General features: G+C 70.5%; 21 protein-coding genes. 12 read left to right on the top strand and 9 right to left on the bottom strand.

The window, feature by feature from the left end; translation table 11 throughout:
• Positions 1 to 24 precede the first annotated feature (24 nt).
• A complete protein-coding gene (locus tag ACFYZL_RS04310; protein WP_388675787.1) occupies positions 25 to 1,083 on the bottom strand; it encodes a helix-turn-helix domain-containing protein in 1,059 nt (352 codons plus the stop codon).
• A gap of 216 nt (positions 1,084 to 1,299) precedes the next feature.
• Here ACFYZL_RS04310 and ACFYZL_RS04305 point away from each other — a divergent pair, with 216 nt between their 5' ends.
• Both ACFYZL_RS04305 and ACFYZL_RS04300 read left to right on the top strand, forming a co-directional pair.
• Complete coding sequence (locus tag ACFYZL_RS04305; RefSeq protein WP_384756919.1) at positions 1,300 to 1,563, top strand: hypothetical protein; 264 nt, start codon at positions 1,300 to 1,302, stop codon at positions 1,561 to 1,563.
• A gap of 102 nt (positions 1,564 to 1,665) precedes the next feature.
• Entirely contained in the window at positions 1,666 to 2,559 is an 894-nt protein-coding gene (locus ACFYZL_RS04300) for a 1-aminocyclopropane-1-carboxylate deaminase/D-cysteine desulfhydrase (RefSeq protein ID WP_388675784.1), read from the top strand.
• 88 nt (positions 2,560 to 2,647) lie between these two features.
• Here ACFYZL_RS04300 and ACFYZL_RS04295 read toward each other — a convergent pair whose 3' ends face one another.
• Positions 2,648 to 4,225 carry a Na+/H+ antiporter gene (locus ACFYZL_RS04295; RefSeq protein WP_384759172.1) on the bottom strand — a complete coding sequence of 526 codons (1,578 nt, stop codon included), beginning with the start codon at positions 4,223 to 4,225 and terminating at the stop codon, positions 2,648 to 2,650.
• Positions 4,226 to 4,280: 55 nt separating this feature from the next.
• On the opposite strand from ACFYZL_RS04295, the gene ACFYZL_RS04290 reads away from it, so the two are divergent.
• From ACFYZL_RS04290 to ACFYZL_RS04280, 3 genes are all read left to right on the top strand, one after another.
• Complete coding sequence (locus ACFYZL_RS04290; RefSeq protein ID WP_384584551.1) at positions 4,281 to 4,541, top strand: UBP-type zinc finger domain-containing protein; 261 nt, start codon at positions 4,281 to 4,283, stop codon at positions 4,539 to 4,541.
• Between the two features lie 211 nt (positions 4,542 to 4,752).
• Positions 4,753 to 5,166 carry an anti-sigma regulatory factor gene (locus tag ACFYZL_RS04285; protein ID WP_365165629.1) on the top strand — a complete coding sequence of 138 codons (414 nt, stop codon included), beginning with the start codon at positions 4,753 to 4,755 and terminating at the stop codon, positions 5,164 to 5,166.
• Positions 5,163 to 6,212 carry an RNA polymerase sigma factor SigF gene (locus ACFYZL_RS04280; RefSeq protein ID WP_388675779.1) on the top strand — a complete coding sequence of 350 codons (1,050 nt, stop codon included), beginning with the start codon at positions 5,163 to 5,165 and terminating at the stop codon, positions 6,210 to 6,212. The genes ACFYZL_RS04285 and ACFYZL_RS04280 overlap by 4 nt, the downstream gene beginning before the upstream one ends.
• Before the next feature lie 30 nt (positions 6,213 to 6,242).
• Here the strand turns inward: ACFYZL_RS04280 and ACFYZL_RS04275 are convergent, their stop codons facing one another.
• Positions 6,243 to 6,704 (bottom strand): hypothetical protein, encoded by a 462-nt coding sequence (locus ACFYZL_RS04275; protein WP_388675776.1) that lies wholly within the window; start codon positions 6,702 to 6,704, stop codon positions 6,243 to 6,245.
• 84 nt (positions 6,705 to 6,788) lie between these two features.
• Between ACFYZL_RS04275 and ACFYZL_RS04270 the strand changes: the two genes are divergently transcribed.
• The gene (locus ACFYZL_RS04270) at positions 6,789 to 7,754 is read left to right on the top strand and encodes a diacylglycerol/lipid kinase family protein (protein WP_384584542.1); all 966 of its coding nucleotides are present in this window, start codon (positions 6,789 to 6,791) and stop codon (positions 7,752 to 7,754) included.
• 322 nt (positions 7,755 to 8,076) lie between these two features.
• Positions 8,077 to 8,334, top strand: coding sequence for a WhiB family transcriptional regulator (locus ACFYZL_RS04265; RefSeq protein ID WP_003953983.1), 258 nt, complete (start codon positions 8,077 to 8,079; stop codon positions 8,332 to 8,334).
• A gap of 147 nt (positions 8,335 to 8,481) precedes the next feature.
• Here the strand turns inward: ACFYZL_RS04265 and ACFYZL_RS04260 are convergent, their stop codons facing one another.
• Both ACFYZL_RS04260 and ACFYZL_RS04255 read right to left on the bottom strand, forming a co-directional pair.
• The gene (locus tag ACFYZL_RS04260) at positions 8,482 to 9,951 is read right to left on the bottom strand and encodes a sensor histidine kinase (RefSeq protein ID WP_384758306.1); all 1,470 of its coding nucleotides are present in this window, start codon (positions 9,949 to 9,951) and stop codon (positions 8,482 to 8,484) included.
• A 359-nt stretch (positions 9,952 to 10,310) separates the two neighbouring features.
• On the bottom strand, positions 10,311 to 10,904 hold the full coding sequence (locus tag ACFYZL_RS04255; RefSeq protein ID WP_384584538.1) for a TetR/AcrR family transcriptional regulator: 594 nt from the start codon (positions 10,902 to 10,904) through the stop codon (positions 10,311 to 10,313).
• Between the two features lie 84 nt (positions 10,905 to 10,988).
• On the opposite strand from ACFYZL_RS04255, the gene ACFYZL_RS04250 reads away from it, so the two are divergent.
• Together ACFYZL_RS04250 and nagB are read left to right on the top strand one after the other, a co-directional pair.
• Positions 10,989 to 11,750 (top strand): SDR family oxidoreductase, encoded by a 762-nt coding sequence (locus tag ACFYZL_RS04250; protein WP_384758296.1) that lies wholly within the window; start codon positions 10,989 to 10,991, stop codon positions 11,748 to 11,750.
• Positions 11,751 to 12,150: 400 nt separating this feature from the next.
• Positions 12,151 to 12,936 (top strand): glucosamine-6-phosphate deaminase, encoded by a 786-nt coding sequence (nagB, locus tag ACFYZL_RS04245; RefSeq protein WP_384759369.1) that lies wholly within the window; start codon positions 12,151 to 12,153, stop codon positions 12,934 to 12,936.
• 145 nt (positions 12,937 to 13,081) lie between these two features.
• Here nagB and ACFYZL_RS04240 read toward each other — a convergent pair whose 3' ends face one another.
• The 4 genes from ACFYZL_RS04240 to ACFYZL_RS04225 all read right to left on the bottom strand — a co-directional run bounded on the left by ACFYZL_RS04240 (position 13,082) and on the right by ACFYZL_RS04225 (position 17,926).
• On the bottom strand, positions 13,082 to 14,581 hold the full coding sequence (locus ACFYZL_RS04240) for a glycoside hydrolase family 3 protein (protein ID WP_388675772.1): 1,500 nt from the start codon (positions 14,579 to 14,581) through the stop codon (positions 13,082 to 13,084).
• 7 nt (positions 14,582 to 14,588) lie between these two features.
• Complete coding sequence (locus tag ACFYZL_RS04235; protein ID WP_384759151.1) at positions 14,589 to 15,407, bottom strand: carbohydrate ABC transporter permease; 819 nt, start codon at positions 15,405 to 15,407, stop codon at positions 14,589 to 14,591.
• An 86-nt stretch (positions 15,408 to 15,493) separates the two neighbouring features.
• The gene (locus ACFYZL_RS04230) at positions 15,494 to 16,513 is read right to left on the bottom strand and encodes a carbohydrate ABC transporter permease (RefSeq protein ID WP_384759144.1); all 1,020 of its coding nucleotides are present in this window, start codon (positions 16,511 to 16,513) and stop codon (positions 15,494 to 15,496) included.
• A gap of 129 nt (positions 16,514 to 16,642) precedes the next feature.
• Positions 16,643 to 17,926 carry an extracellular solute-binding protein gene (locus ACFYZL_RS04225; RefSeq protein ID WP_384751762.1) on the bottom strand — a complete coding sequence of 428 codons (1,284 nt, stop codon included), beginning with the start codon at positions 17,924 to 17,926 and terminating at the stop codon, positions 16,643 to 16,645.
• Positions 17,927 to 18,214: 288 nt separating this feature from the next.
• Here ACFYZL_RS04225 and ACFYZL_RS04220 point away from each other — a divergent pair, with 288 nt between their 5' ends.
• From ACFYZL_RS04220 to ACFYZL_RS04210, 3 genes are all read left to right on the top strand, one after another.
• Positions 18,215 to 18,979 (top strand): GntR family transcriptional regulator, encoded by a 765-nt coding sequence (locus tag ACFYZL_RS04220; RefSeq protein ID WP_215146782.1) that lies wholly within the window; start codon positions 18,215 to 18,217, stop codon positions 18,977 to 18,979.
• A gap of 170 nt (positions 18,980 to 19,149) precedes the next feature.
• Positions 19,150 to 21,372, top strand: coding sequence for a carbon starvation CstA family protein (locus ACFYZL_RS04215; RefSeq protein WP_384751764.1), 2,223 nt, complete (start codon positions 19,150 to 19,152; stop codon positions 21,370 to 21,372).
• On the top strand, positions 21,369 to 21,563 hold the full coding sequence (locus ACFYZL_RS04210) for a CstA-like transporter-associated (seleno)protein (protein ID WP_384751767.1): 195 nt from the start codon (positions 21,369 to 21,371) through the stop codon (positions 21,561 to 21,563). The genes ACFYZL_RS04215 and ACFYZL_RS04210 overlap by 4 nt, the downstream gene beginning before the upstream one ends.
• Positions 21,564 to 21,605: the final 42 nt, after the last annotated feature.

Here is a 21,605-nt window from a genome sequence, read left to right as displayed (position 1 = left end):
CCCGCGCGAGGCGGCGGAGCGCAGCTACGACGACGGGGACTCCATGCCGGGTGGAAGTCGCAGGACGTATTCGCCCGCAGTGGGATCGAACACCCACAGATCGGGCCAATCGACGCCGGGTGGGAGAGTGATCGAGGGCAGGACCGGCTGGTACTCGCCCCGGTTCCACTCCTGCGGGTCCGGTTTCTTCCTCGACGGATCCTGAACGGGAATCAGGACGCTTTTGTAGTAAGGCCGGACCAGGGAAGGGTCCCCGGAAGGACGGGTCTGTCCGTCCTCCGTTCCCCTTCCGTTCCTGGCCTCTTCGAGCAGCCTGATCTTCTCGTTCAGCTCTGCGATCACTTCCAAGTACAGCGTGTCGGGGGCGGATCCCTCCTTCGCGTCTCCGGATTCGGCTTCGCGGACCTCGGCCCGTTCCAGCTGGTGCGCGAGCTGCTCGCATTTCGCATCCGCCAGGACCACCGACTGGTGCGCGTCCGCCAGCTCCAAGCGCAGGGCCTCGACCTGTTGCTCCAGGCGCAGCTTTTCGGCCCGTAACCCCTCCACCTCCCTGAGGTGGTCGGCCATGGCGGCCTCGTGCTCCTCCCGGTCCAGACCGCGCGCGGCCTCCACGGACCGCAGCTGGATCTCTATGGCCGCGACCCGCTGTTGCCGCTCCTGCAACAACTCGACGGCCACGGCCTCGCGCGCACGGAAGCCGTCGACCTCCTGTTCCGCTTCCTCCAACAGGTGTTGCAGCTCCTGCACCCTGTTCGTGGCCCGCCCCGACGGCACCGCACGCCGGTGCACCCTGCGCAGATGGGTCACCGCGTCCCGGGCCGTCGCCTTGCCCAGCCGACGGGCCGACATGGCCATCAGCTTCTCGACGAACGCCCACGGGGGAACGCTCTTCCCGCTCAGATAGCGCGAGACCGCGCTCGGCTCGTACCCGCATTGAGCGGAGAACCTGCGAAGCGAGACGCCCAACCCCGCGTACACGGTCCGCAGCTCTTCCGCCAACAGCCTGGCCTCGGGCGATACGTCGTCGCCGATCGGTTTCAGGCGTCCACCGGCTCCGTCGCCCACGTGTTCCAGCTCGGCCATTTCCCCTCCACGGCTGTTGCGCCAAGAAGTCAACATGTCCGGCTTGCTGCAACGCCCTGTCTCCGAGGGAGCCTTGAACGGCCACCCCCGACACCTCCCACCGACAGGAAGCAGAACCCGGTCATGTGCCACCACCCGGATGATCCCACCGTCCTCCCCGGCTCACCTCGGGAACCGGAGGAGAAGGGGGCGCGCCCCCTGCCGCGAGACCCCTCCATGCCGGCCCGGCTGTGGAACGGAGTGATCTTCGCCGGCATCCTCGTGTTCGTACTCGCCCTCGTACTGCACGGAACGGGCGCGGCGACCCTCGCCGCCGTCGGAGTGCTCGTGGGGGCCTGCGGCCGCGCGTGGCAGTCCATGAACCGCCGCGCCGCCGACCCGGACGGGTTCCGGCGGTCGAAGATTCATTTCAAGGTCGCCGGTGACCGTCCGCTCGGCGAGTACCGGCGCGAAGAGCGGGCCGGTGGGACTTCGCCGTGACCGTCTGACGATCCGGCTCCGGCCCCGCTCACACGCCCCGACGGGTGTCGGCGGGGCTCCGACGTGCGACGCCTCCGGCACGGAGCGCCGCACAATGGACGGGTGGACCATCCCGAACTGCGCCCCCGCCCGCCCTCGCCGCTGCACGAAGTACGTGACGAGCGGTTCGGCCGGCGCGGTGTGCGGCTGCTCCTGAAGCGGGACGACCTCGTCCACCCCGAACTGCCCGGGAACAAGTGGCGCAAGCTCGCGCCGAACCTGCGGGCCGCCCTGGCGGCGGGGCACGGGACCCTGGTCACCTTCGGCGGGGCGTACTCGAACCACCTGCGGGCCACCGCCGCCGCCGGCCGGCTGCTCGGGATGGCGACCGTCGGGATCGTGCGCGGGGACGAACTGGCCGGGCGACCGCTGAACGAATCCCTGGCCCGGTGCGCGGCCGACGGGATGCGGCTGCACTTCGTGACGCGGTCGGAGTACCGGAGCAAGGCCGAGCCGGAGGTGCTGGCGCGGCTGGTGAACGGGGCCGGTGCGGAGGGTGCGTACGTGGTTCCGGAGGGCGGGAGCAACGCCCTCGCCCTGCACGGCTGCGCCGAGCTGGGCCGTGAACTGCGCGGTGCGGCCGATGTGGTCGCCGTGGCCTGCGGGACCGGTGGAACCCTGGCCGGCCTGGCCGCCGGGCTGGCGCCCGGGCAGCGGGCCCTGGGCGTGCCGGTGCTGGCGGGCGGGTTCCTGGGCGCGGAGATACGTTCCCTCCAGGCGGCCGCGTTCGGGGGGCGGGCCGGGGAGTGGAGCCTGGCCGAGGGCTACGACCACGGCGGGTACGCCCGCGTCCCCGCGCCGCTCGAAGCCTTCGCCGCGGACTTCGAGCACCGGCACGCGCTGCCGGTGGAGCGGATCTACGTGGCGAAGCTCCTGTGGGCCCTGACGGACCTCACGACATCCGGTGCCTTCCCTCACGGGAGCACGGTCGCCGCCGTCATCACGGGCCACCCATGACGGTGCGAACCCGGCCCCGCCGGCGTTCGAGGCGCGGGGTCGGGGCCCCGACCGGCAAATCCGGCCCCGCCGGCGGGGGGACAGCGGGTCAGCCCTGTTCGCGGTAGGCCGCCGCTTCCTCCAGGTCCAGACGGCGCAACAGCGCCCTCAGCATCTCGTCGTCGATCCGCCGATGGTCCCGCAGCTGCACGAACACCTCCCGCTCGGCCTCGATCATCTCGCCCGCGAGCCGCCGGTAGATGTCGTCCGCCGACTCCCCCGTCACCGGGTTGACCTCCCCCAGCCGCTCCCACACCGCGTTGCGCCGGCGCTCCAGCACCGTCCGCAGCCGGTCCGCCAGCGGTGGCGGCAGGGTGCTGTTCTCCGGCTGTTCCAGGAGCTCCGACAGGCGGTCCTCCGCCGCCCGCGAGGCCTCGCTCTGCGCCTGTGCCTCGGCCAGGGTCTCCGCCTGCACGTCCTTCGGCGGCAGCTTCAGCAGCCTGATCAGCGGCGGGAGGGTGAGGCCCTGCACGACCAGGGTGCCGATGACCGTCGTGAAGGTCAGGAAGAGGATCAGGTTCCGGTGCGGGACGGTGACCGGGATGGAGAAGGCGATGGCCAGCGAGACCACCCCGCGCATCCCGGCCCAGCCCACGATCACCGGCGCCTTCCAGTCGGTGTCGGGCTCCCGGTCGCGGATCCGTTCCGAGAGCCTCGGCAGGAAGGTCGCCGGGAAGACCCAGACGAAGCGGGCCACCACCACCGCGAGGAACACCGCGATCGCGTACCAGGCCGCGCTCAGGCCCTCGTACTCCGTCAGCCCCTTCAGGACCACCGGCAGTTGGAGGCCGATCAGCGCGAAGACCACCGACTCCAGTACGAAGGCGATCACCTTCCACACCGCCTCCTCCTGGAGCCGGGTCGCGAAGTCGACCTGCCAGTTGCGGTGTCCGAGGTACAGCGCGACGACGACCACCGCGAGCACCCCCGAGGCGTGCACCCGCTCGGCCGCCGCGTACGCCACGAAGGGGATCAGCAGCGACAGGGTGTTCTGGAGCAGCGGCTCCTTCAACCGGGTGCGCAGGTGGTGGATCGGCACCATCAGCAGCAGGCCGACCCCGACCCCGCCCACCGAGGCGACCAGGAATTCCGCGATCCCGCCCGCCCAGCCGGCGCTCGTGCCGATCACCGCCGCCACGGCGACGTTGTACGCGGTGATGGCGGTGGCGTCGTTGACCAGGGACTCGCCCTGGAGGATGGTCGTGATCCGGTTCGGCAGGCCGAGCTTGCGCGCGATCGCCGTGGCGGCGACCGCGTCGGGCGGCGCGATGACCGCGCCGAGCACCAGGGCGACCGGCAGGGTGAGCGCCGGCATCACCAGGTACGCCGCGTAGCCGACGGCGAGCGTCGCGAAGAGCACGTAGCCGACCGAGAGCAGCGCGACGGGCCGGATGTTCGCCCGGAGGTCCAGGTACGAGCTGTCGACCGCGGCGGTGTACAGCAGCGGCGGGAGCAGCAGCGGCAGCACGATGTGCGGGTCGAGGGCGTACGAGGGCACGCCGGGGACGTACGCGGCCACCAGCCCCACCGCGACCAGCAGCAGCGGCGCCGGCACCGGCGTGCGGCGGGCCGCCCCGGCTACGGCGGCGCTGCCCGCGATCAGCGCCACCAGCGGCAATACCTCCATCGAAGATCCATCCTCATCCGTCGCGCGCCCGCACCCTGGCCGTACGCTGGCAATCATGAGCGAGTGCACCCACGTTGCCGAACTGCCGCGCCCCGAGCCCATCCCCTCTGCCCAGACCTGCCCGGAATGTCTGGCGCTCGGAAGCCACCCCGTCCAGCTACGGATGTGCCTGGGGTGCGGACACGTGGCCTGCTGCGACTCCTCGCCCCACCGGCACGCCACGGCGCACCACCAGCAGACCGGTCATCCGGTGATGCGGAGCTTCGAGCCGGGCGAGACCTGGCGGTGGTGTTTTGTCGACGGTTCGATCGTCTGAAGCGGGGTAGGTCAACCCTCCGCCGGTTCCCTTGATTTGGACCCCGCAGACCTCTAGCCACTGTGCGTACCCATGGGCTTACCATCAGTCACTGGGCAGCGGCATGGTCGGCCGGGGTGTTCCAGCGGGGCCACAGGGGTGCCGCGACACGATCGCCCGGATCGCGATAGCGTCACCGGCGAACAGAGCTCGTACCACCTTGGAGGTGAGGGTGTCCCAGATCGCAGGCGAGCCCGGGACCCAGGACTTCGTGGAAGTCCGGCTGCCCGCTGCGGGTGCCTACCTGTCGGTGCTGCGAACGGCCACGGCCGGTCTCGCGGCACGTTTGGACTTCACCCTCGACGAGATCGAGGACCTCCGCATCGCGGTGGACGAGGCCTGCGCGATCCTGCTCCAGCAGGCCGTGCCGGGCTCCGTCCTCAGCTGCGTCTTCCGCCTCATCGGGGATTCGCTGGAGGTGACCGTGTCCGCGCCGACCACCGACGGTCGCGCGCCGGAGCGCGACACGTTCGCGTGGACGGTCCTGTCGGCGCTGGCCGGCAAGGTCGAGGCCACGGTCGAGGAGAACCGGACGGTGAGCATCAGTCTCTACAAACAGCGCGGCGCGGGACCAGGCCCGGCGTGAGCGGCGGGGAGATCCCGGTGCGGGGCGGGGATCGGCCCCGGGTACGGCACGAGGTCGACGGCGGCATCCCTGAACAGCAGCACGCCCGGCCGCACCCGGCTGAAGCGGATGCGGAAGACGGCTTTTTGGACTCGGCGGAGCGACGGGCGGGCCCTATGAGCGAGAACCAGCACGATCAAGTACAGCCGCCGGAGGCCGCTGCCAAGCCTCCGGAGGCCTTCCCCGGCGCCCCGGAGGGCGCCGGGGCGCCGGCGCCACCGGTGCCCCCGGTTTCGCCGGCGCTGCCGGACCCGCGCGACCGGAGCGGTGCGCGGGCCCTCTTCATCGAGCTGCGGGCGCTGCCCGACGGCTCGCCGGAGAAGGCGGAGCTGCGCAACCGCCTGGTGCGGATGCACCTGCCGCTGGTGGAGCACCTGGCGCGGCGGTTCCGCAACCGCGGTGAGCCGCTGGACGACCTGACCCAGGTCGCGACGATCGGTCTGATCAAGTCGGTGGACCGGTTCGACCCGGACCGCGGGGTCGAGTTCTCCACGTACGCCACGCCCACGGTGGTCGGCGAGATCAAGCGCCACTTCCGGGACAAGGGCTGGGCGGTACGGGTCCCCCGACGCCTCCAGGAACTGCGGCTCTCGCTGACGACGGCGACCGCGGAACTGTCCCAGCAGCACGGCCGCTCCCCCACCGTGCACGAGCTGGCCGAGCGGCTGGGGATCTCCGAGGAGGAGGTGCTGGAGGGGCTGGAATCGGCCAACGCCTACAGCACGCTCTCGCTGGACGTCCCGGACACCGACGACGAGTCGCCGGCGGTCGCGGACACCCTGGGCGCGGAGGACGAGGCCCTGGAGGGCGTCGAGTACCGCGAGTCGCTCAAGCCGCTGCTGGAGGGACTGCCGCCCCGAGAGAAGCGGATCCTGTTGCTCCGTTTCTTCGGGAACATGACCCAGTCGCAGATCGCGCAGGAGGTCGGCATCTCCCAGATGCACGTCTCGCGCCTGCTGGCCCGCACCCTGGCCCAGCTCCGCGACAAGCTCCTCGTCGAGGAGTAGGCGGAGCCGGAGGCGTAGGACGTACGAGGGTTATCGGGCCTGCTCGCCGGGCCCGATGCCGAGGGCTTCGGTCGCGGTGGGGTTCACCAGGAGCACCAGGACGGCCACCGCCGCCAGGGCCAGGGCCACGGCGGCGGCGATCATCGCGCCGCCCGTGCTGTACAGGGTGTAGGCCACCGGCAGCGCCATCAGCTGGGTGATCATTGCCGGGCCGCGGCTCCAGCGGCGGCCCAGGCGCAGGCCACGCGCGCCGATCAGCGGCAAGGCGGCCAGGACGAGGAGGGTGATCCCGCCGGTCTCGGCCTGCTGCGGGGAATCGGGGTCTCCCGCGATGCCCACGAAGAGCATGTAGACGCCGAGTCCGGCCAGCGCCAGCCCCTCCAGGGCGGTGAGCGCGGCGGCGGCGGTCAGCCGCCGGGGCAGCGCGGAGGCGGGTGCGGGTGCGGCGGCGGGTGCGGCGGCGGAGGCCTTCTCGGGCTGCTTCTTACTCACCCAAGCAGGGTAGCCGCGCGGCCCGGGCCCCCGAGGGGACGGGCAGTAGGGTCGGCATATGCGGGGGTGGGTAGGCTGGCGCCCATGCGTGCACTTCTCGTGGCCAACCCAGCAGCGACGACCACCAGTGCGCGCACGCGCGACGTCCTGACCCACGCCCTGGCCAGCGAAATGAAGCTGGAGGCGGTGACCACGGAGTACCGGGGGCACGCCCGGGACCTGGGGCGCAAGGCCGCGCACGAAGGACTCGACCTCGTGGTGGCCCTGGGCGGCGACGGCACGGTCAACGAGGTGGTCAACGGGCTGCTGCACGACGGGCCCGATCCGGACAACCTGCCCCGGCTGGCGGTGGTCCCCGGCGGGTCGACCAATGTGTTCGCACGCGCACTCGGTCTGCCGAACGACGCGGTCGAGGCGACCGGCGCCCTGCTGGACGCGCTGCGGGAGCAGCGCGAGCGGACGATCGGTCTGGGCCTGGCGGCCGGCGCCCCCGGCACGGAGGACGAGTCGGTTCCGTCGCGCTGGTTCACGTTCTGCGCCGGCTTCGGATTCGACGCGGGAGTGGTCGGCCGGGTCGAGCAGCAGCGGGAGCGGGGCAAGCGTTCGACGCACGCCCTCTACGTACGACAGCTGATGCGCCAGTTCTGGGAGGAACCCAATCGGCGGCACGGCACGGTCACGCTGGAGCGCCCCGGCGCCGATCCCGTGACCGATCTGGTGCTGTCGATAGTGTGCAACACCTCACCGTGGACGTATCTGGGGAATCGTCCGCTTTACGCCTCCCCGGAGGCGTCGTTCGATACTGCGCTTGACGTATTGGCGCTGGACCGTTTGTCAACTCCGGCGGTCGCTCGGTACGCGACACAGCTCCTGACCTCGACTCCTGAGCGGGGTCCACACGGCAAGCACGCGGTGTCTCTGCACGATCTGACCGACTTCACCTTGCATTCGAAGGTTCCGCTCCCGTTCCAGATGGACGGCGATCACCTCGGCTTGCGCACCAGCGTTCGGTTCGCAGGCGTTCGGCGAGCACTGCGTGTGATTGTGTGAGTAGAAGGGCCCAAAGTCCTTTCACTCGAACGTTTACACGCCGGTCCACCCTCACGATGTAGGGCTGTGACCTAGTAGACACCGACGAATCAAAAAAAACTTTCCGGAAGGGGTTGTATCCCCGTCCGAGGTTTGCGAATCTCTTCATGGCGATCGGGACAGCCCGCAGAACCCGGCACCCACACAGAGCGCCAGAACCCCTCCACGAATCTCTGACTGATCACCCGGGAAACCAGGCGATCGACCTTCCCTCACGGGGGGATTCGTGAAAGCGTTCACATTCACAAGCAACCTGCCCGCAATACAAGGAGATGGAGCAGCCATGGACTGGCGTCACAACGCCGTTTGTCGTGAGGAAGACCCGGAACTCTTCTTCCCCATCGGCAACACCGGTCCTGCGCTGCTGCAGATCGAGGAAGCCAAGGCCGTCTGCCGCCGTTGCCCCGTCATGGAGCAGTGCCTGCAGTGGGCGCTCGAGTCCGGTCAGGACTCCGGCGTCTGGGGCGGTCTCAGCGAGGACGAGCGCCGCGCGATGAAGCGCCGCGCCGCTCGCAACCGGGCGCGCAACGCCAGCGCCTGACAACGACTTTCGAGCCTCGACGTGCAGCGCGTAGTACCCGAATAAGCGCTTGGCAACGTGCTCTTGGACCCCGGACCGATCACCATTCGGTCCGGGGTTCAGTGCTGTCCGGGGCGCCTCGCGTCACTTTGAGTGACGATACCGCTGCTACTTCTGCGGGCTGGAGGGGATGTCGAGGACGACCTTCGTGCCGTGCGGCTCCGCCGGCACCATGTCGAAGGTGCCGCCGAGCTCGCCCTCCACGAGGGTCCGTACGATCTGCAGCCCGAGGTTCCCGGCCCGCTGGGGGTCGAATCCCTCGGGCAGGCCCCGGCCGTCGTCGACGACCGTGATGAGCAGCCGGCCGTCGGCCCGGCCCGTCCCGGAGCGGGCCGCCGAGACCTCCACCGTGCCCCGTTCGGCCGGGGCGAAGGCGTGCTCCAGGGCGTTCTGCAGGATCTCGGTCAGCACCATCGACAGCGGAGTGGCGACCTCCGCGTCCAGGATCCCGAAGCGGCCGGTGCGCCGGCAGTCGACCTTGCCCGGGGAGATCTCCGAGACCATCGCGATCACCCGGTCGGCGATCTCGTCGAACTCGACCCGCTCGTCCAGGTTCTGGGACAGCGTCTCGTGCACGATCGCGATCGAACCGACCCGGCGCACGGCCTCGTTGAGAGCCTCGCGCCCCTGAGGCGAATCCATCCGGCGGGACTGGAGACGCAGCAGCGCGGCCACGGTCTGGAGGTTGTTCTTCACCCGGTGGTGGATCTCCCGGATGGTCGCGTCCTTGGTGATCAATTCGCGTTCGCGACGGCGCAGTTCGGTGACGTCGCGGCAGAGCACCAGGGAACCGATGCGGGTTCCCTTGGGCTTGAGCGGGATCGCGCGGAGCTGGATGACCCCGCCGTTGCCCTCAACCTCGGTCTCCCGAGGGGCCCAGCCGCTGGCGAGCTTCACGATCGCCTCGTCCACCGGGCCCCGGGTCGGGGCGAGTTCGGCGGTGGTGTTGCCCAGGTGCTGGCCGACGAGGTCGGAGGCGAGGCCGAGCCGGTGGTACGCGGAGAGGGCGTTTGGGGAGGCGTAGGTGACCACGCCGTCGGCGTCGAGCCGGATCAGGCCGTCGCCGACGCGCGGCGAGGCGTCCATGTCGACCTGTTGGCCGGGGAACGGGAAGGCGCCCGCCGCGATCATCTGGGCCAGGTCCGAGGCGGACTGGAGGTAGGTCAGCTCCAGCCGGCTCGGTGTACGCACAGTGAGCAGGTTGGTATTGCGCGCGATCACTCCGAGTACCCGGCCTTCGCGGCGGACGGGGATCGACTCGACGCGGACGGGCACCTCCTCGCGCCACTCCGGATCGCCCTCGCGCACGATGCGGCCCTCGTCGAGGGCGGCGTCGAGCAGCGGACGGCGGCCCCGCGGCACCAGGTGGCCGACCATGTCGTCCTGGTACGAGGTGGGACCGGTGTTCGGGCGCATCTGCGCGACGGAGACGTACCGGCTGCCGTCGAGCGTGGGCACCCACAGCACGAGGTCGGCGAAGGAGAGGTCGGAGAGCAGCTGCCACTCGGAGACCAGCAGGTGGAGCCACTCCAGGTCGGTTTCACCGAGAGCGGTGTGCTGGCGTACGAGGTCGTTCATGGAGGGCACGTGGCGAGCGTACCCCGGGTACGCCGCATGACTTTCCCCACGAGGGTACTCAGGAGTATCCAGAATGCCCGGGGGCCGCGTACTGTTGGAGGAAGTGACGGTATTCATCCCCCCGTCATTGGATGGACAGAACAGAATGGTCTAGTCCACAATTGCTTCAAGCTTCCGCCCTCCCCGCACAGGAGGACGGATCGAGGTAAGCCGCGTGATCTGCCCTGACCGCGCAGGCGCCTCTCCACGGCCGCCCGGGAACCGCACACCCGCCGGCCGTAAGTACTCCGGGCTACGGTGCCGGACGGGTTGAGGGTCCCGTCGGGCACCGTGGCCCAGAGGAATGAAATTCCCGCGGTTCACTCCGGCCAGGCGAGCAGCGCCCGAGCCGCCACCGCCTCCAGCTCCTCCCGGCTCGCGCCGTCGCGCGACTGCTGTGACATCCCCTGAAGCACGGCTCCGGCGTACCGGGCCAGCGCCCGCGCGTCCGTGTCCGCGGGTAGCACGCCGGTGGCCATGTCGGCCCGGATCCGACGCTCGAAGAGTTCCAGGTTGGCGTTGCGCCGTTCGCGCAGGGCCTCGGCCACCTCCTCCGAGGTGGTGTTGACCGCCGCGCTGATCACCATGCAGCCGGGCGGATGGGCCGGGTCGGTGTAGACCTCGGCGGCCTCGCGCAGGATCCGGCCGACCGCGGCGCGGGCGGTGGGCTCCTCGGCCAGGGCGACGCTCGCGAAGTCGGCGTACCGCCGGCCGTAGACCACCACGACCTCGTCGAAGAGCTTGCGCTTGTCCCCGAACGCGGCGTAGAGGCTGGGCGCGCCGATGCCGAGCGAGGCGGTCAGGTCGGAGATCGAGGTCGCCTCGTAGCCGCGTTCCCAGAAGGCGAGCATCGCCTTGTCGAGGGCGGCGTCACGGTCGAAGGAGCGGGGCCTGCCGCGCTGTCCTGTCACCATGCACAGATTCTATAGCGGTCGTTAGGGAATCTGATACGGTCCTTTCTGTAGCGACCACTAGCGAATTGCGAAGGGGGGCGCGTCATGGGCGTGCTCAAGGGGAAGACGGCGCTGGTCACGGGTGGCAGCAGGGGTATCGGACGGGCCGTGTCGGAGCGGCTGGCGCGGGACGGCGCGCTGGTCGCGGTGCACTACGGGCGCGACGGGGCGGCCGCGGCGGAGACGGTGGCCGCGATCGAGGCGGCCGGCGGTTCGGCCTTCGCGATCCGTGCGGAGCTCGGCGTGCCGGGGGACGCGCGGGCGCTGTGGGCGGCGTACGAGGCCCATCCCGCGCACACGGAGGGCGTGGACATCCTGGTCAACAACGCGGGGGCGGCGGCCTTCGCGGGCATCGAGGAGATCGACGAGGAGACGTACGACCGCACGCTGGCCCTGAACGCGAAGGCGCCGCTGTTCGTGATCAAGTACGGGCTGGCGCGGCTGCGGGACGGCGGCCGGATCGTGAACGTGACCGGCACCCCGGACCTGGCCCTGCCGGCGATCCTGGCGACGATCACGGCGAAGGCGGCGACGAACGCGTTGACGCGCTCGCTCGCGGCGGAGCTCGCGCCGCGCGGGATCACCGTGAACTCGGTCGGCCCCGGCATCACGGAGACCGACCTGAACGCGGGCCTCCTCGCGGACGCGGGGACCCGGGCGCACCTGGCGTCCCGCTCGGTCTTCCACCGCATCGGCGAGGCGGAGGAGGTCGCGGACGTGGTGGCCTTCCTGTCCTCCCCGGACTCCCGCTGGATCACGGGCCAACACCTGAACGCCACGGGCGGCCTCCAGCTGGCCCTGGTCTAGCCCCGGCCCCCTCCGCCTCAAGCGCCGGCGGGGCTCGGCCTTCGCCGCCACCGGTGCGGCCGCCGCCACCGGTGCGGCCCAAAGACCCTGGGCTCCGCCCCGGACCCCGCTCCTCAAACGCCGGAGGGGCCGGATTTTCACCCGGCAGGCTGGAACGGTCCGACAGCCGAAGGCCTACGTCGGCCAAATCCAGCCCCGCCGGCGTTTGAGGCGCGGGTCTGGGCGGAGCCCAGGGTGCCGCGCAGCGGCATCCGGCCTCGCCCGCGTCCGGGCCCCGGCCCGGCAGGCCGGACGGAGCCATCCGGATCACCATGGGACTTGGGCGGAGCCCGGCGAAGAAGGGCCCGACTCTGGTAGATTGGTCTATACCACCACCGCACTCCAGATGGGCAGGCCCCGCGTGGAAGTTGTCATCGTCCCGAACGCCAAGGCAGGCGGCGAGCTCATCGCGGAGGCCATGGCCGCCCTGGTGCGCCGCAAGCCCGACGCCCTGCTCGGCGTGGCGACCGGCTCCACCCCGCTGCCCATCTACGAGGCCCTCGCCGCCAAGGTCGGGGCCGGTGAGGTCGACGTCTCCAAGGCCCGCATCTGCCAGCTCGACGAGTACGTCGGACTGCCGGCCGGGCACCCCGAGTCCTACCGGGCCGTCGTGCTGCGCGAGGTCGTGGAGCCCCTCGGCCTGTCCGAGGCCTCCTTCATGGGCCCCGACGGCTCCGCCGAGGACATCGTCGCCGCCTGCGAGGCGTACGACCGGGCGCTCGCCGCGGCCGGCGGCGTCGACCTCCAGCTGCTGGGCATCGGCACCGACGGGCACATCGGCTTCAACGAGCCCTGCTCCTCCCTCGCCTCCCGCACCCGGATCAAGACGCTGACCGAGCAGACCCGCGTGGACAACGCGCGCTTCTTCGACGGCGACATGGACCAGGTGCCCCACCACGTCATCACCCAGGGCATCGGCACCATCCTCGACGCCCGTCACCTGGTCCTGCTCGCCACTGGCGAGGGCAAGGCCGAGGCGGTCGCGCAGACCGTCGAGGGTCCGCTGTCCGCGCTGGTCCCGGCCTCCGCCCTGCAGCTGCACCGGCACGCCACCGTCGTCGTGGACGAGGCCGCCGCGTCGAAGCTGAAGCTGGCCGACTACTTCCGCCACACCTACGCCAACAAGCCGGCCTGGCAGGGGCTCTAGCCCCACGCAGGCCTCGTGAACGCGGACGGCCGGACCCCCACAGGCGGTGGGGCCCGGCCGTCCGTCACGTCCGCACACGGCAGAGGCCGGGCTCCCCCGAGGGGAGGCCCGGCCTCTGCCGTATGTGGCGAACCGACGACGGACCCTAGGCCCCCGCGATGACCTCCGCCGCCGCGCGCCCGCAGACGCGCGAGGCGCCGTGCGTGGCGATGTGCAGCGCCCCGCGGGGCTCCGCGCGCGGCAGGCCCATCTCGACCACCACCGTGTCCGGCCGGGCGGCGACCAGCGCGTCCAGAACCCGCGTCATCCACGGGTGCCGGTGCGCGTCGCGGACCACGGCGACGACCGGGCGGTCCCCCGCCGCCGCCAGGACGTCCGCGGCCGCGGCGCCCTGCGGGTAGACGCCCGCCTCCGTGCCCGGGAGCAACGAGGCCAGCTCGGCCGCCACGCCCCACGGGGTCTCGTCGCCCACCGCGATGTTCGCGACGGGGGCGAGCGTGGCGACGTACGGCGCGGTGAGCGGCTTGGCCCCGCCCGTGACGACCAGGGCGCGCCGGGCGGCCTCCAGGCCGATGCCGGACGCGCGGCTCCCCTCCTGCCGCGCGTCCGGCCTGGCCCGGCGGGTCCACTCGGCGAGCGCGCGCACCCGGGCCGCGGCGTCGGCGAGCCGCTCCTCGGCGAGCGTGCCCTCGCGGACGGCCGTGACCAGTGCGTCCCGCAGCCGCAGGACGGTCGCCTCGTCGGCGAGTCCGCCGCCGACGCAGATGGCGTCGGCGCCGGCCGCGATGGCGAGCACGGAGCCACGTTCGATCCCGTAGGTCCCGGCGATGGCGTTCATCTCCATGCCGTCGGTGACGATGAGGCCCTCGTATCCGAGCTCCCCGCGCAGCAGGCCGGTGAGGATCTGCGGGCTGAGGGTGGCCGGGCGGGTGGGGTCGAGGGCGGGCACCAGGATGTGCGCGCTCATCACGGCCTTGGTGCCGGCCTCCATCGCGGCCTTGAACGGGACCAGTTCGCGTGCGGCCAGCGTGTCGAGGTCGACGTCGATGCGCGGCAGCGCGTGGTGCGAGTCGACGCTGGTGTCGCCGTGGCCCGGGAAGTGCTTGGTGCAGGCGGCGACGCCGGCGGCCTGGAGGCCCTCGACGTAGGCGGCGGTGTGCCGGGCGGCGAGGTGGGTGTCGGCGCCGAAGGACCGTACGCCGATGACCGGGTTGTCCGGGTTGGAGTTGACGTCCGCGGACGGGGCCCAGTTGAGGTTGACCCCGCACTCGGCGAGGCGGCGGCCCAGCTCGCGGGCGACCTCTCGGGTCAGCGCGGTGTCGTCGACGGCGCCGAGGGCCAGGTTGCCGGGGAAGGAGGAACCGGCCCGTACTTCGAGGCGGGTGACGTCGCCGCCCTCCTCGTCGATGGCGACGAGGACGTCGTCGCGCTCGGCGCGCAGCTGCGCCGTGAGCGCGGCGAGCTGTTCGGCCGAGGCGATGTTGCGGCCGAAGAGGCCCACGGCGGTGAGGCCTTCGCCGACCTGTCGCAGCAGCCAGGCCGGCGCGGTGGTGCCCTCGAAGCCGGGCTGGAGGACGGCGAGGGCGTCCCGGGTCAGCTCCTCGTCTCCATTGGACGCAGTCGTGTGGTGCGCAAGGACAGTCATGGTGCCGTTATCCCTTCACGGCGCCGGAGGTCATGCCGCCGACGGCCTTGCGCTGGAGGAAGATGAAGATCAGCAGGACGGGGACCGCGAAGAGCGAGGACGCTGCCATGGTGGCGCCCCAGTCGTTGCCGAAGGCCGTCATGAACTCGGTCAGCCACAGCGGCAGGGTCTGGGCGGTCTTGTCCTTGTTGAGGATCAGGACCATCGCGAACTCGTTCCAGGCGGTGATGAAGCCGAAGAGCGAGGTGGACATCAGGCCGGGGGCCAGCAGGGGGAAGATCACCTTGCGGAAGGCCTGGCCGCGGGTGCATCCGTCGATCTGGGCGGCCTCCTCCAGGGTCACCGGGACGGCGGCGATGAAGCCCCGCAGGGTCCAGATGGTGAAGGGGAGGATCATCACGAAGTAGATCGCGGTGAGCAGCGGCAGGCTGTTCAGCATCTCGCCGTCGCGGGCGATCATGTACATCGCGATGACCATGACCTCCCAGGGGGCCATCTGGGCCATCATCACCGTGAGGACGAGTCCCTTGCGGCCCTTGAACCGCATCCGGGCGATGGCGAAGCTCGCGGCGAGGGCGACGAGCAGGGCCAGCAGGACGGCGCCGACGGTGACCAGGACGCTGTTGGTGACGTACGTCCAGAAGTTCTCGACCCCGGTGGCCTTGGCGAAGTTGTCCAGCGTCGGCGTGAAGACGAAGACGGGGTCCTTCGTCAGCATCTGGTCGGACGGCTTGAGCGCCGAGGAGAACATCCAGTAGACGGGGAAGACGAAGACCAGGGCCAGCAGGAGCGCGCCGACGTTCTTGGCGACGGCTCCGGGGCGCAGCGGGCGGCGCGTGCGGAGCTTCTGCGCGGGCGCGGGCCGGGGGCCGGCGGGCTGCGGGGCGGTGGCCTTCGGGGCGGTGGTCGTGCTCACTGCTCCTCCTCCTGCTTCAGGATCAGGCGGAAGTAGAAGGACATGACGATCACGAGGATGAGGATCGTCAGGACGGAGATCGCGGCGGCGAGGCCGTAGTGGGCCTGGCTCTGGCCCTCGACGTAGGCGAAGACGGGCAGGATCTCGGAGGCGCGGTCGGGACCGCCCTTGTTCATCGCGTAGACCTGGGTGAAGGCCTTGAAGACCCAGATCACCTCGAGGAACGTGGTGATGAGGAAGAAGGGCTTGAGGTTCGGGAAGACGATCTTCCAGAAGGTCTGCCAGCCGTTGGCGCCGTCCATCCGCGCGGCCTCGTACAGCTCGGCGCCGACCGTGGTCAGTCCGGCGTACATGTTGAGCGCGACGAAGGGGATGGAGCCCCAGACGACCAGGACGGTGACGATGACCAGGGTGGACAGGCCGGTGGCCATCCAGTTGTGCTGCTCGTAACCGGAGAACCCGGCGGTGCGCATGACCCAGTTCATGACGCCGAACTGCTCGTCGAACAGCCACTTGAAGACCTGTACGGAGGCGACGATCGGCATGGCCCAGGCCATCACCAGCGCCATCGACAGGACCAGGCGCATCCACTTGCCGAGCTTGTTCAGCAGGATGCCGATGAGGCTGCCGAGCACCATGATCAGTGCGACGTTGGCCAGGGTGAAGGCGAAGCTGCGGACCACGACGGTCCAGAAGTTCGAGTCGCCGAGCAGCTCGGTGTAGTTGGCGAAGCCGGCGAAGGGGTACTTCCGCTGGATGAACTCGATCTTGTTGATGTCCTGGAAGGACAGGATCACGTTCTTGATCAGCGGGTACAGCAGGAGGGTCGCGAGGCTGAGCACCGCGGGCCCGATCAGCAGGTAGGGCAGCCACCCCGAGGGGAGCGGCTTTCTGCCCCCGCGAGGAGACGGACGACTGGGGCCGGTCCGGGTGGCGTTCGCCTCGGGACGTCCGGCGGACTCGAGTGGTGCGTCCTCTGGAGCGCTGGTCGCCGCTCCCTGGGAGTGCACGGTCATGGCTGGCTTCCTCGCGGTTGACTGTGGAGTCAAATGCGCGACCGGGGGCACGGCAGGCGTCTGGGCGCCTGCCGTGCCCCCCGGTGCGTTCACACTGCTGGGTAGTGCTTGCTGCGGTACTGCGGGGTGTTACTTGTTGATGCGCTTGGTGATCTCCGCGTCCGCGGCCGCGCCCGCCTTGGCGGCGTCCTCACCGTTCAGGACCTTGGTCATGAACTCCTTGACCGGGTTCGGCTCGGTCTCGACGTTCGCCCAGCCCGCGGTGACCGGGGTGATCTTGCCGTTGGCGCCGGCCTTGGCCATCGACTCGGCGAAGGAGCCCGCGGCGGGGGCGAAGTTCGCACCGGCCTGGTTCGGGAGCAGCGCGCCCTTGGTCTCGGCCGCGTACTTGGTCATCTGGTCCTTGCCGGCGGCGAGGGCCAGCCACTCCTTGGCGAGCTCCTTGTTCTTGGAGCGCTCGGCCACGGCGAGGTTGGAGCCGCCGAGGAAGACGGTGCCGGGCTTGTCGGCGGTCTTGCCCGGGATCGGGAAGTAGCCGAAGTCGGCCTCCTTGCCCGCGTCCTTCAGGGCCTTCTCCGCTCCGGCGGCCTCCCAGCCGAGACCGATCCAGGAGGCGACGCCGCCCTTGGGGACGATGTCGGTGGACTGCTGCGGGGTGGCCTCGTCCTTGTCCTTGGGCGCGGTGGAGAAGGAGGCGAGCTTCTTGTAGAACTCCATCGCGGAGGCGGCCTGCGGGGTGCCCAGGGCGCCCTTCCACTTGCCGCCGTCCTTGACGGCCAGGTCGCCGCCCTCGTCCCAGACGAAGCCGGCGAGGACGTACCAGCTCTGGCCGGGCAGGTAGATCGGCTGCGTGGCCGGGTCGGCCGCCTTCAGCTTCTCCAGGCCGGCCACCCACTCGTCACGGGTCTTCGGTGCGGTCACGCCGGCCTTCTCGAAGGCCTTCTTGTCGTAGACGACGACGCGGTTGGCCGCGTACCAGGGAGCGGAGTAGAGCTTGCCGTCGATCTCGGACGAGGACGTCATGCCCTTCGACCAGGCGTCACCGCCGAGCTTGGCCTTGTCCTTCGTCAGGTCGGCGAGGCCACCGGTGACCGCGTAGCCGGCGGTCTGGGTGTTGCCGAGCTCGATGACGTCCGGCGGGGTGTTCTCGGAGAGGGCCGTGGTGACCTTCTCCTGGATGCCGGTCCACTTCTGCTCCTCGACCTTGACCGTGACACCGGGGTGCTTGGCCGAGAACTCCTTGTTGACCTCGTCGAGCCAGGCCTTGGGCGCGGAACCGTCCATCAGCCAGACGGTGATCTCCTTGGCGCCACCCGCGTCGGCCTTCCCCTTGTCGTCGCCGCCGTTGCCGCACGCCGCGACTCCGACCATCATGCCCGCGACACCGACCGCCGCAATGAGCTTGCGCTTCACGCCACCCTCCTCGGGGATGCTGCCTGCAACTTCCCTCGCCCGCCGCGGTGACGTACCAAGTACTGCCCGTGGGGCCGGGATCCGATCCATATTGGTGTAGACCAGTAGCTGGAGCTTGGCCTAGACCTTTAGGGGTGTCAAGGGTCTAATGAGCGGGTGTCCGGTCCGTTATCGGACCGACACCTGGACAGAGATCAGGGCTGTCCCCCCGCACGTGTCACGATGTGACCGCACATATCGGAGGAGCCGGTGACGGCAGCGAAACTGGAGTCGGGAAGGCGGGCGGCGATGGCCACCGAAGGGGCGATCACGGAGCCGGAAGGCGGGGCGGCGACTCGCACGGCACGTGTACCCAAGTACTACCGACTCAAGCGGCACTTGCTCGACATGACCGAGACCCTGCCGCCCGGCACCCCGGTCCCGCCGGAGCGCACGCTCGCGGCCGAATTCGACACCTCGCGGACGACCGTGCGCCAGGCCCTCCAGGAACTGGTCGTGGAGGGACGACTGGAGCGGATCCAGGGCAAGGGCACCTTCGTCGCCAAGCCCAAGGTTTCCCAGGCGCTGCAACTCACCTCGTACACGGAGGACATGCGCGCCCAGGGCCTGGAACCGACCTCCCAGCTCCTGGACATCGGCTACGTGACGGCCGACGACACCCTCGCCGGACTGCTGAAGATCAACACCGGTGGACGGGTGCTGCGCATCGAGCGGCTGCGCCTGGCCAGCGGAGAGCCGATGGCCATCGAGACCACCCACCTCTCGGCCAAGCGCTTCCCCGCGCTGCGCCGGTCGCTCGCCAAGTACACCTCGCTCTACACGGCGCTGGCCGAGGTGTACGACGTGCACCTGGCCGAGGCCGAGGAGACCATCGAGACCTCCCTGGCCACCCCGCGCGAGGCCGGCCTGCTCGGCACCGACGTCGGCCTGCCGATGCTGATGCTCTCCCGGCACTCCCTGGACGCCGACGGCGAACCGGTGGAGTGGGTGCGGTCCGTGTACCGCGGCGACCGCTACAAGTTCGTCGCCAGGCTGAAGCGCCCCGCCGTCTGACGCACCCCGCCGCCTGACGCACCCCGCCGTCCGACGCGTCCCGCCGCCGGCGAGAACCGTCCGACGGGCGCCCTCTCCATACCGTTATGCGGACGGGGTCTTACGCTGACCGGCCAATTCCCCGTAGATTCCCTGCGCTTAGGCAGATGATCGACGAGGGGACGAGGGTCATGGCTGAACCGGAAGCAACAGGCACACGACGGGGCGTGGCGAGTCCGGGCACCACGCCCGGCTCGCCCTCCCCGAAGTCCGTCGCCGCATGGGTGCTCGTCGCGCTCGTCGGCGCCATCGGCTGGGGCGTGCTCGCCCTCTCCCGCGGCGAGGAGATCTCCGCCGCCTGGCTGCTCGCGGCCGCGGTCGGCTCGTACGCGATCGGCTACCGCTTCTACGCGCGTTTCATCGCGAACCGGGTACTGAAGGTGGACCCCACCCGGGCCACCCCCGCCGAACGCCTTGACAACGGTGTCGACTTCCACCCCACCGACCGGCGCGTCCTGTTCGGCCACCACTTCGCCGCCGTCGCCGGCGCCGGCCCGCTCGTCGGCCCGGTGCTCGCCGCGCAGATGGGCTACCTGCCGGGCACGATCTGGATCGTCGCGGGCGTCATCTTCGCCGGGGCCGTCCAGGACATGGTCACGCTGTTCTTCTCCACCCGCCGCGACGGCCGCTCGCTCGGCCAGATGGCCCGTGACGAGATCGGCCCGATCGGCGGGGCCGCCGCCCTGGTCGCCGTGTTCACCATCATGATCATCCTGCTGGCGGTGCTCGGCCTGGTCATCGTCAACGCCCTGGCGCACTCCCCGTGGGGCGTCTTCTCCATCGGCATGACCATCCCGATCGCCCTCTTCATGGGCTTCTACCTGCGCGTACTGCGCCCGGGCCGGGTCACCGAGGTCTCCGTCATCGGTGTCGCCCTGCTGCTCCTCGCCATCGTGGCGGGCGGATGGGTCGCCGAGTCCTCGCTCGCGTCCACCTTCACCCTGGAGAAGGAGACGCTGGTCATCTGGATGATCGGCTACGGCTTCATCGCGTCGGTGCTGCCGGTGTGGATGCTGCTCGCGCCCCGCGACTACCTCTCCACCTTCATGAAGGTCGGCACCATCGCGCTGATGGCGGTGGGCGTGGTCATCGCCATGCCGACCCTGAAGATGCCCGCGGTCACCGACTTCGCGTCCCGCGGCGACGGCCCGGTCTTCGCCGGTTCGATGTTCCCCTTCGTCTTCATCACCATCGCGTGCGGGGCCCTGTCCGGCTTCCACTCGCTGGTCGCCTCGGGCACCACCCCGAAGATGATCCAGAAGGAGACCCAGGTCCGGGTCATCGGCTACGGCGCGATGCTCACCGAGTCGTTCGTCGCCATCATGGCGATGATCGCGGCCACCATCATCGATCCCGGTCTCTTCTTCGCGGTGAACTCCCCCGGCGGCGTCATCGGCACCACGGTCCAGAGCGCCTCGGAGGCGGTGACCCACCTCGGCTTCGCCATCAGCCCGGAGGCCCTCGCGCAGGCGGCGAAGGACGTCGAGGAGGCGAGCCTGCTCTCCCGCACCGGTGGCGCGCCGACCTTCGCACTCGGAATGTCGGAGATCTTCTCGTCCGTGATCGGCGGCGCGGGGATGAAGGCCTTCTGGTACCACTTCGCCATCATGTTCGAGGCGCTGTTCATCCTGACGACCGTCGACGCGGGCACCCGCGTGGGGCGGTTCATGCTCCAGGACACCCTCGGCAACGTGCACAAGTCCTTCAAGGACATCAGCTGGAAGCCCGGCGTGTGGATCGCGAGCGCCGTCGTCGTCGGCGGCTGGGGCTACTTCCTGTGGGTCGGCATCAAGGACCCGCTGGGCGGCATCAACCAGCTCTTCCCGCTGTTCGGCATCGCGAACCAGCTGCTCGCCGCCGTCGCCCTGGCCGTCTGCACCACGCTGCTGGTCAAGTCCGGCCGGCTCAAGTGGGCCTGGGTGACGGGCGTCCCGCTGGCGTGGGACGTGGCCGTGACGCTGACCGCGAGCTACCAGAAGGTCTTCTCGGACGACGTGAAGGTCGGCTTCTTCGCGCAGCGCGACAAGTACCAGGGCGGGATCGACGCGGGCAAGGTGCTGCCGCCCGCCAAGACCATGGACGACATGCACACCGTGGTCACCAACGCCACGGTGGACGGCGTCCTTTCGGCGCTCTTCGCGGTCCTGATCATCATCGTGCTGGCCGACGCCGCCCGGACCTGCCTGAAGGCCGTCTCCGACCCGGAGTCGGTGCGGCTGGCCGAGGTCCCGTGGACCGAGTCGAAGATCATCGCTCCGGCCGGTCTGATCCCGACCGCGGCCGAGCGGGCCGAGCTCGCCGCGGCGGGCCTGGACTCGGGCGGCGGACGGGCCAAGGAACCGGCGGCGTCATGAGCCTGCGCGACGCGCTGGCCCGCGTCCGGTACTTCGTACGGGAGTTCTCGGGCGAGGCGGCCTACGACCGGTACGTCGCCCACGCCCGCTCCCACGACCCGCAAGCGGCCGTCCCGACCCGGCGCGAGTTCGAACGCGCCCGCACGGACGCCCGCGAGGCGGACCCCCGCGAGGGCTTCCGCTGCTGCTGAGCGCAGCCCGAAGGGCCCCGCCGAGCATGGCGGGGCCCTTCG

The organism is Streptomyces sp. NPDC001717 (assembly GCF_042892775.1).
Classification (GTDB): domain Bacteria; phylum Actinomycetota; class Actinomycetes; order Streptomycetales; family Streptomycetaceae; genus Streptomyces.
Note: the sequence above shows the minus strand (reverse complement) of the source record. Positions and strands in the feature narration are given on the sequence as shown.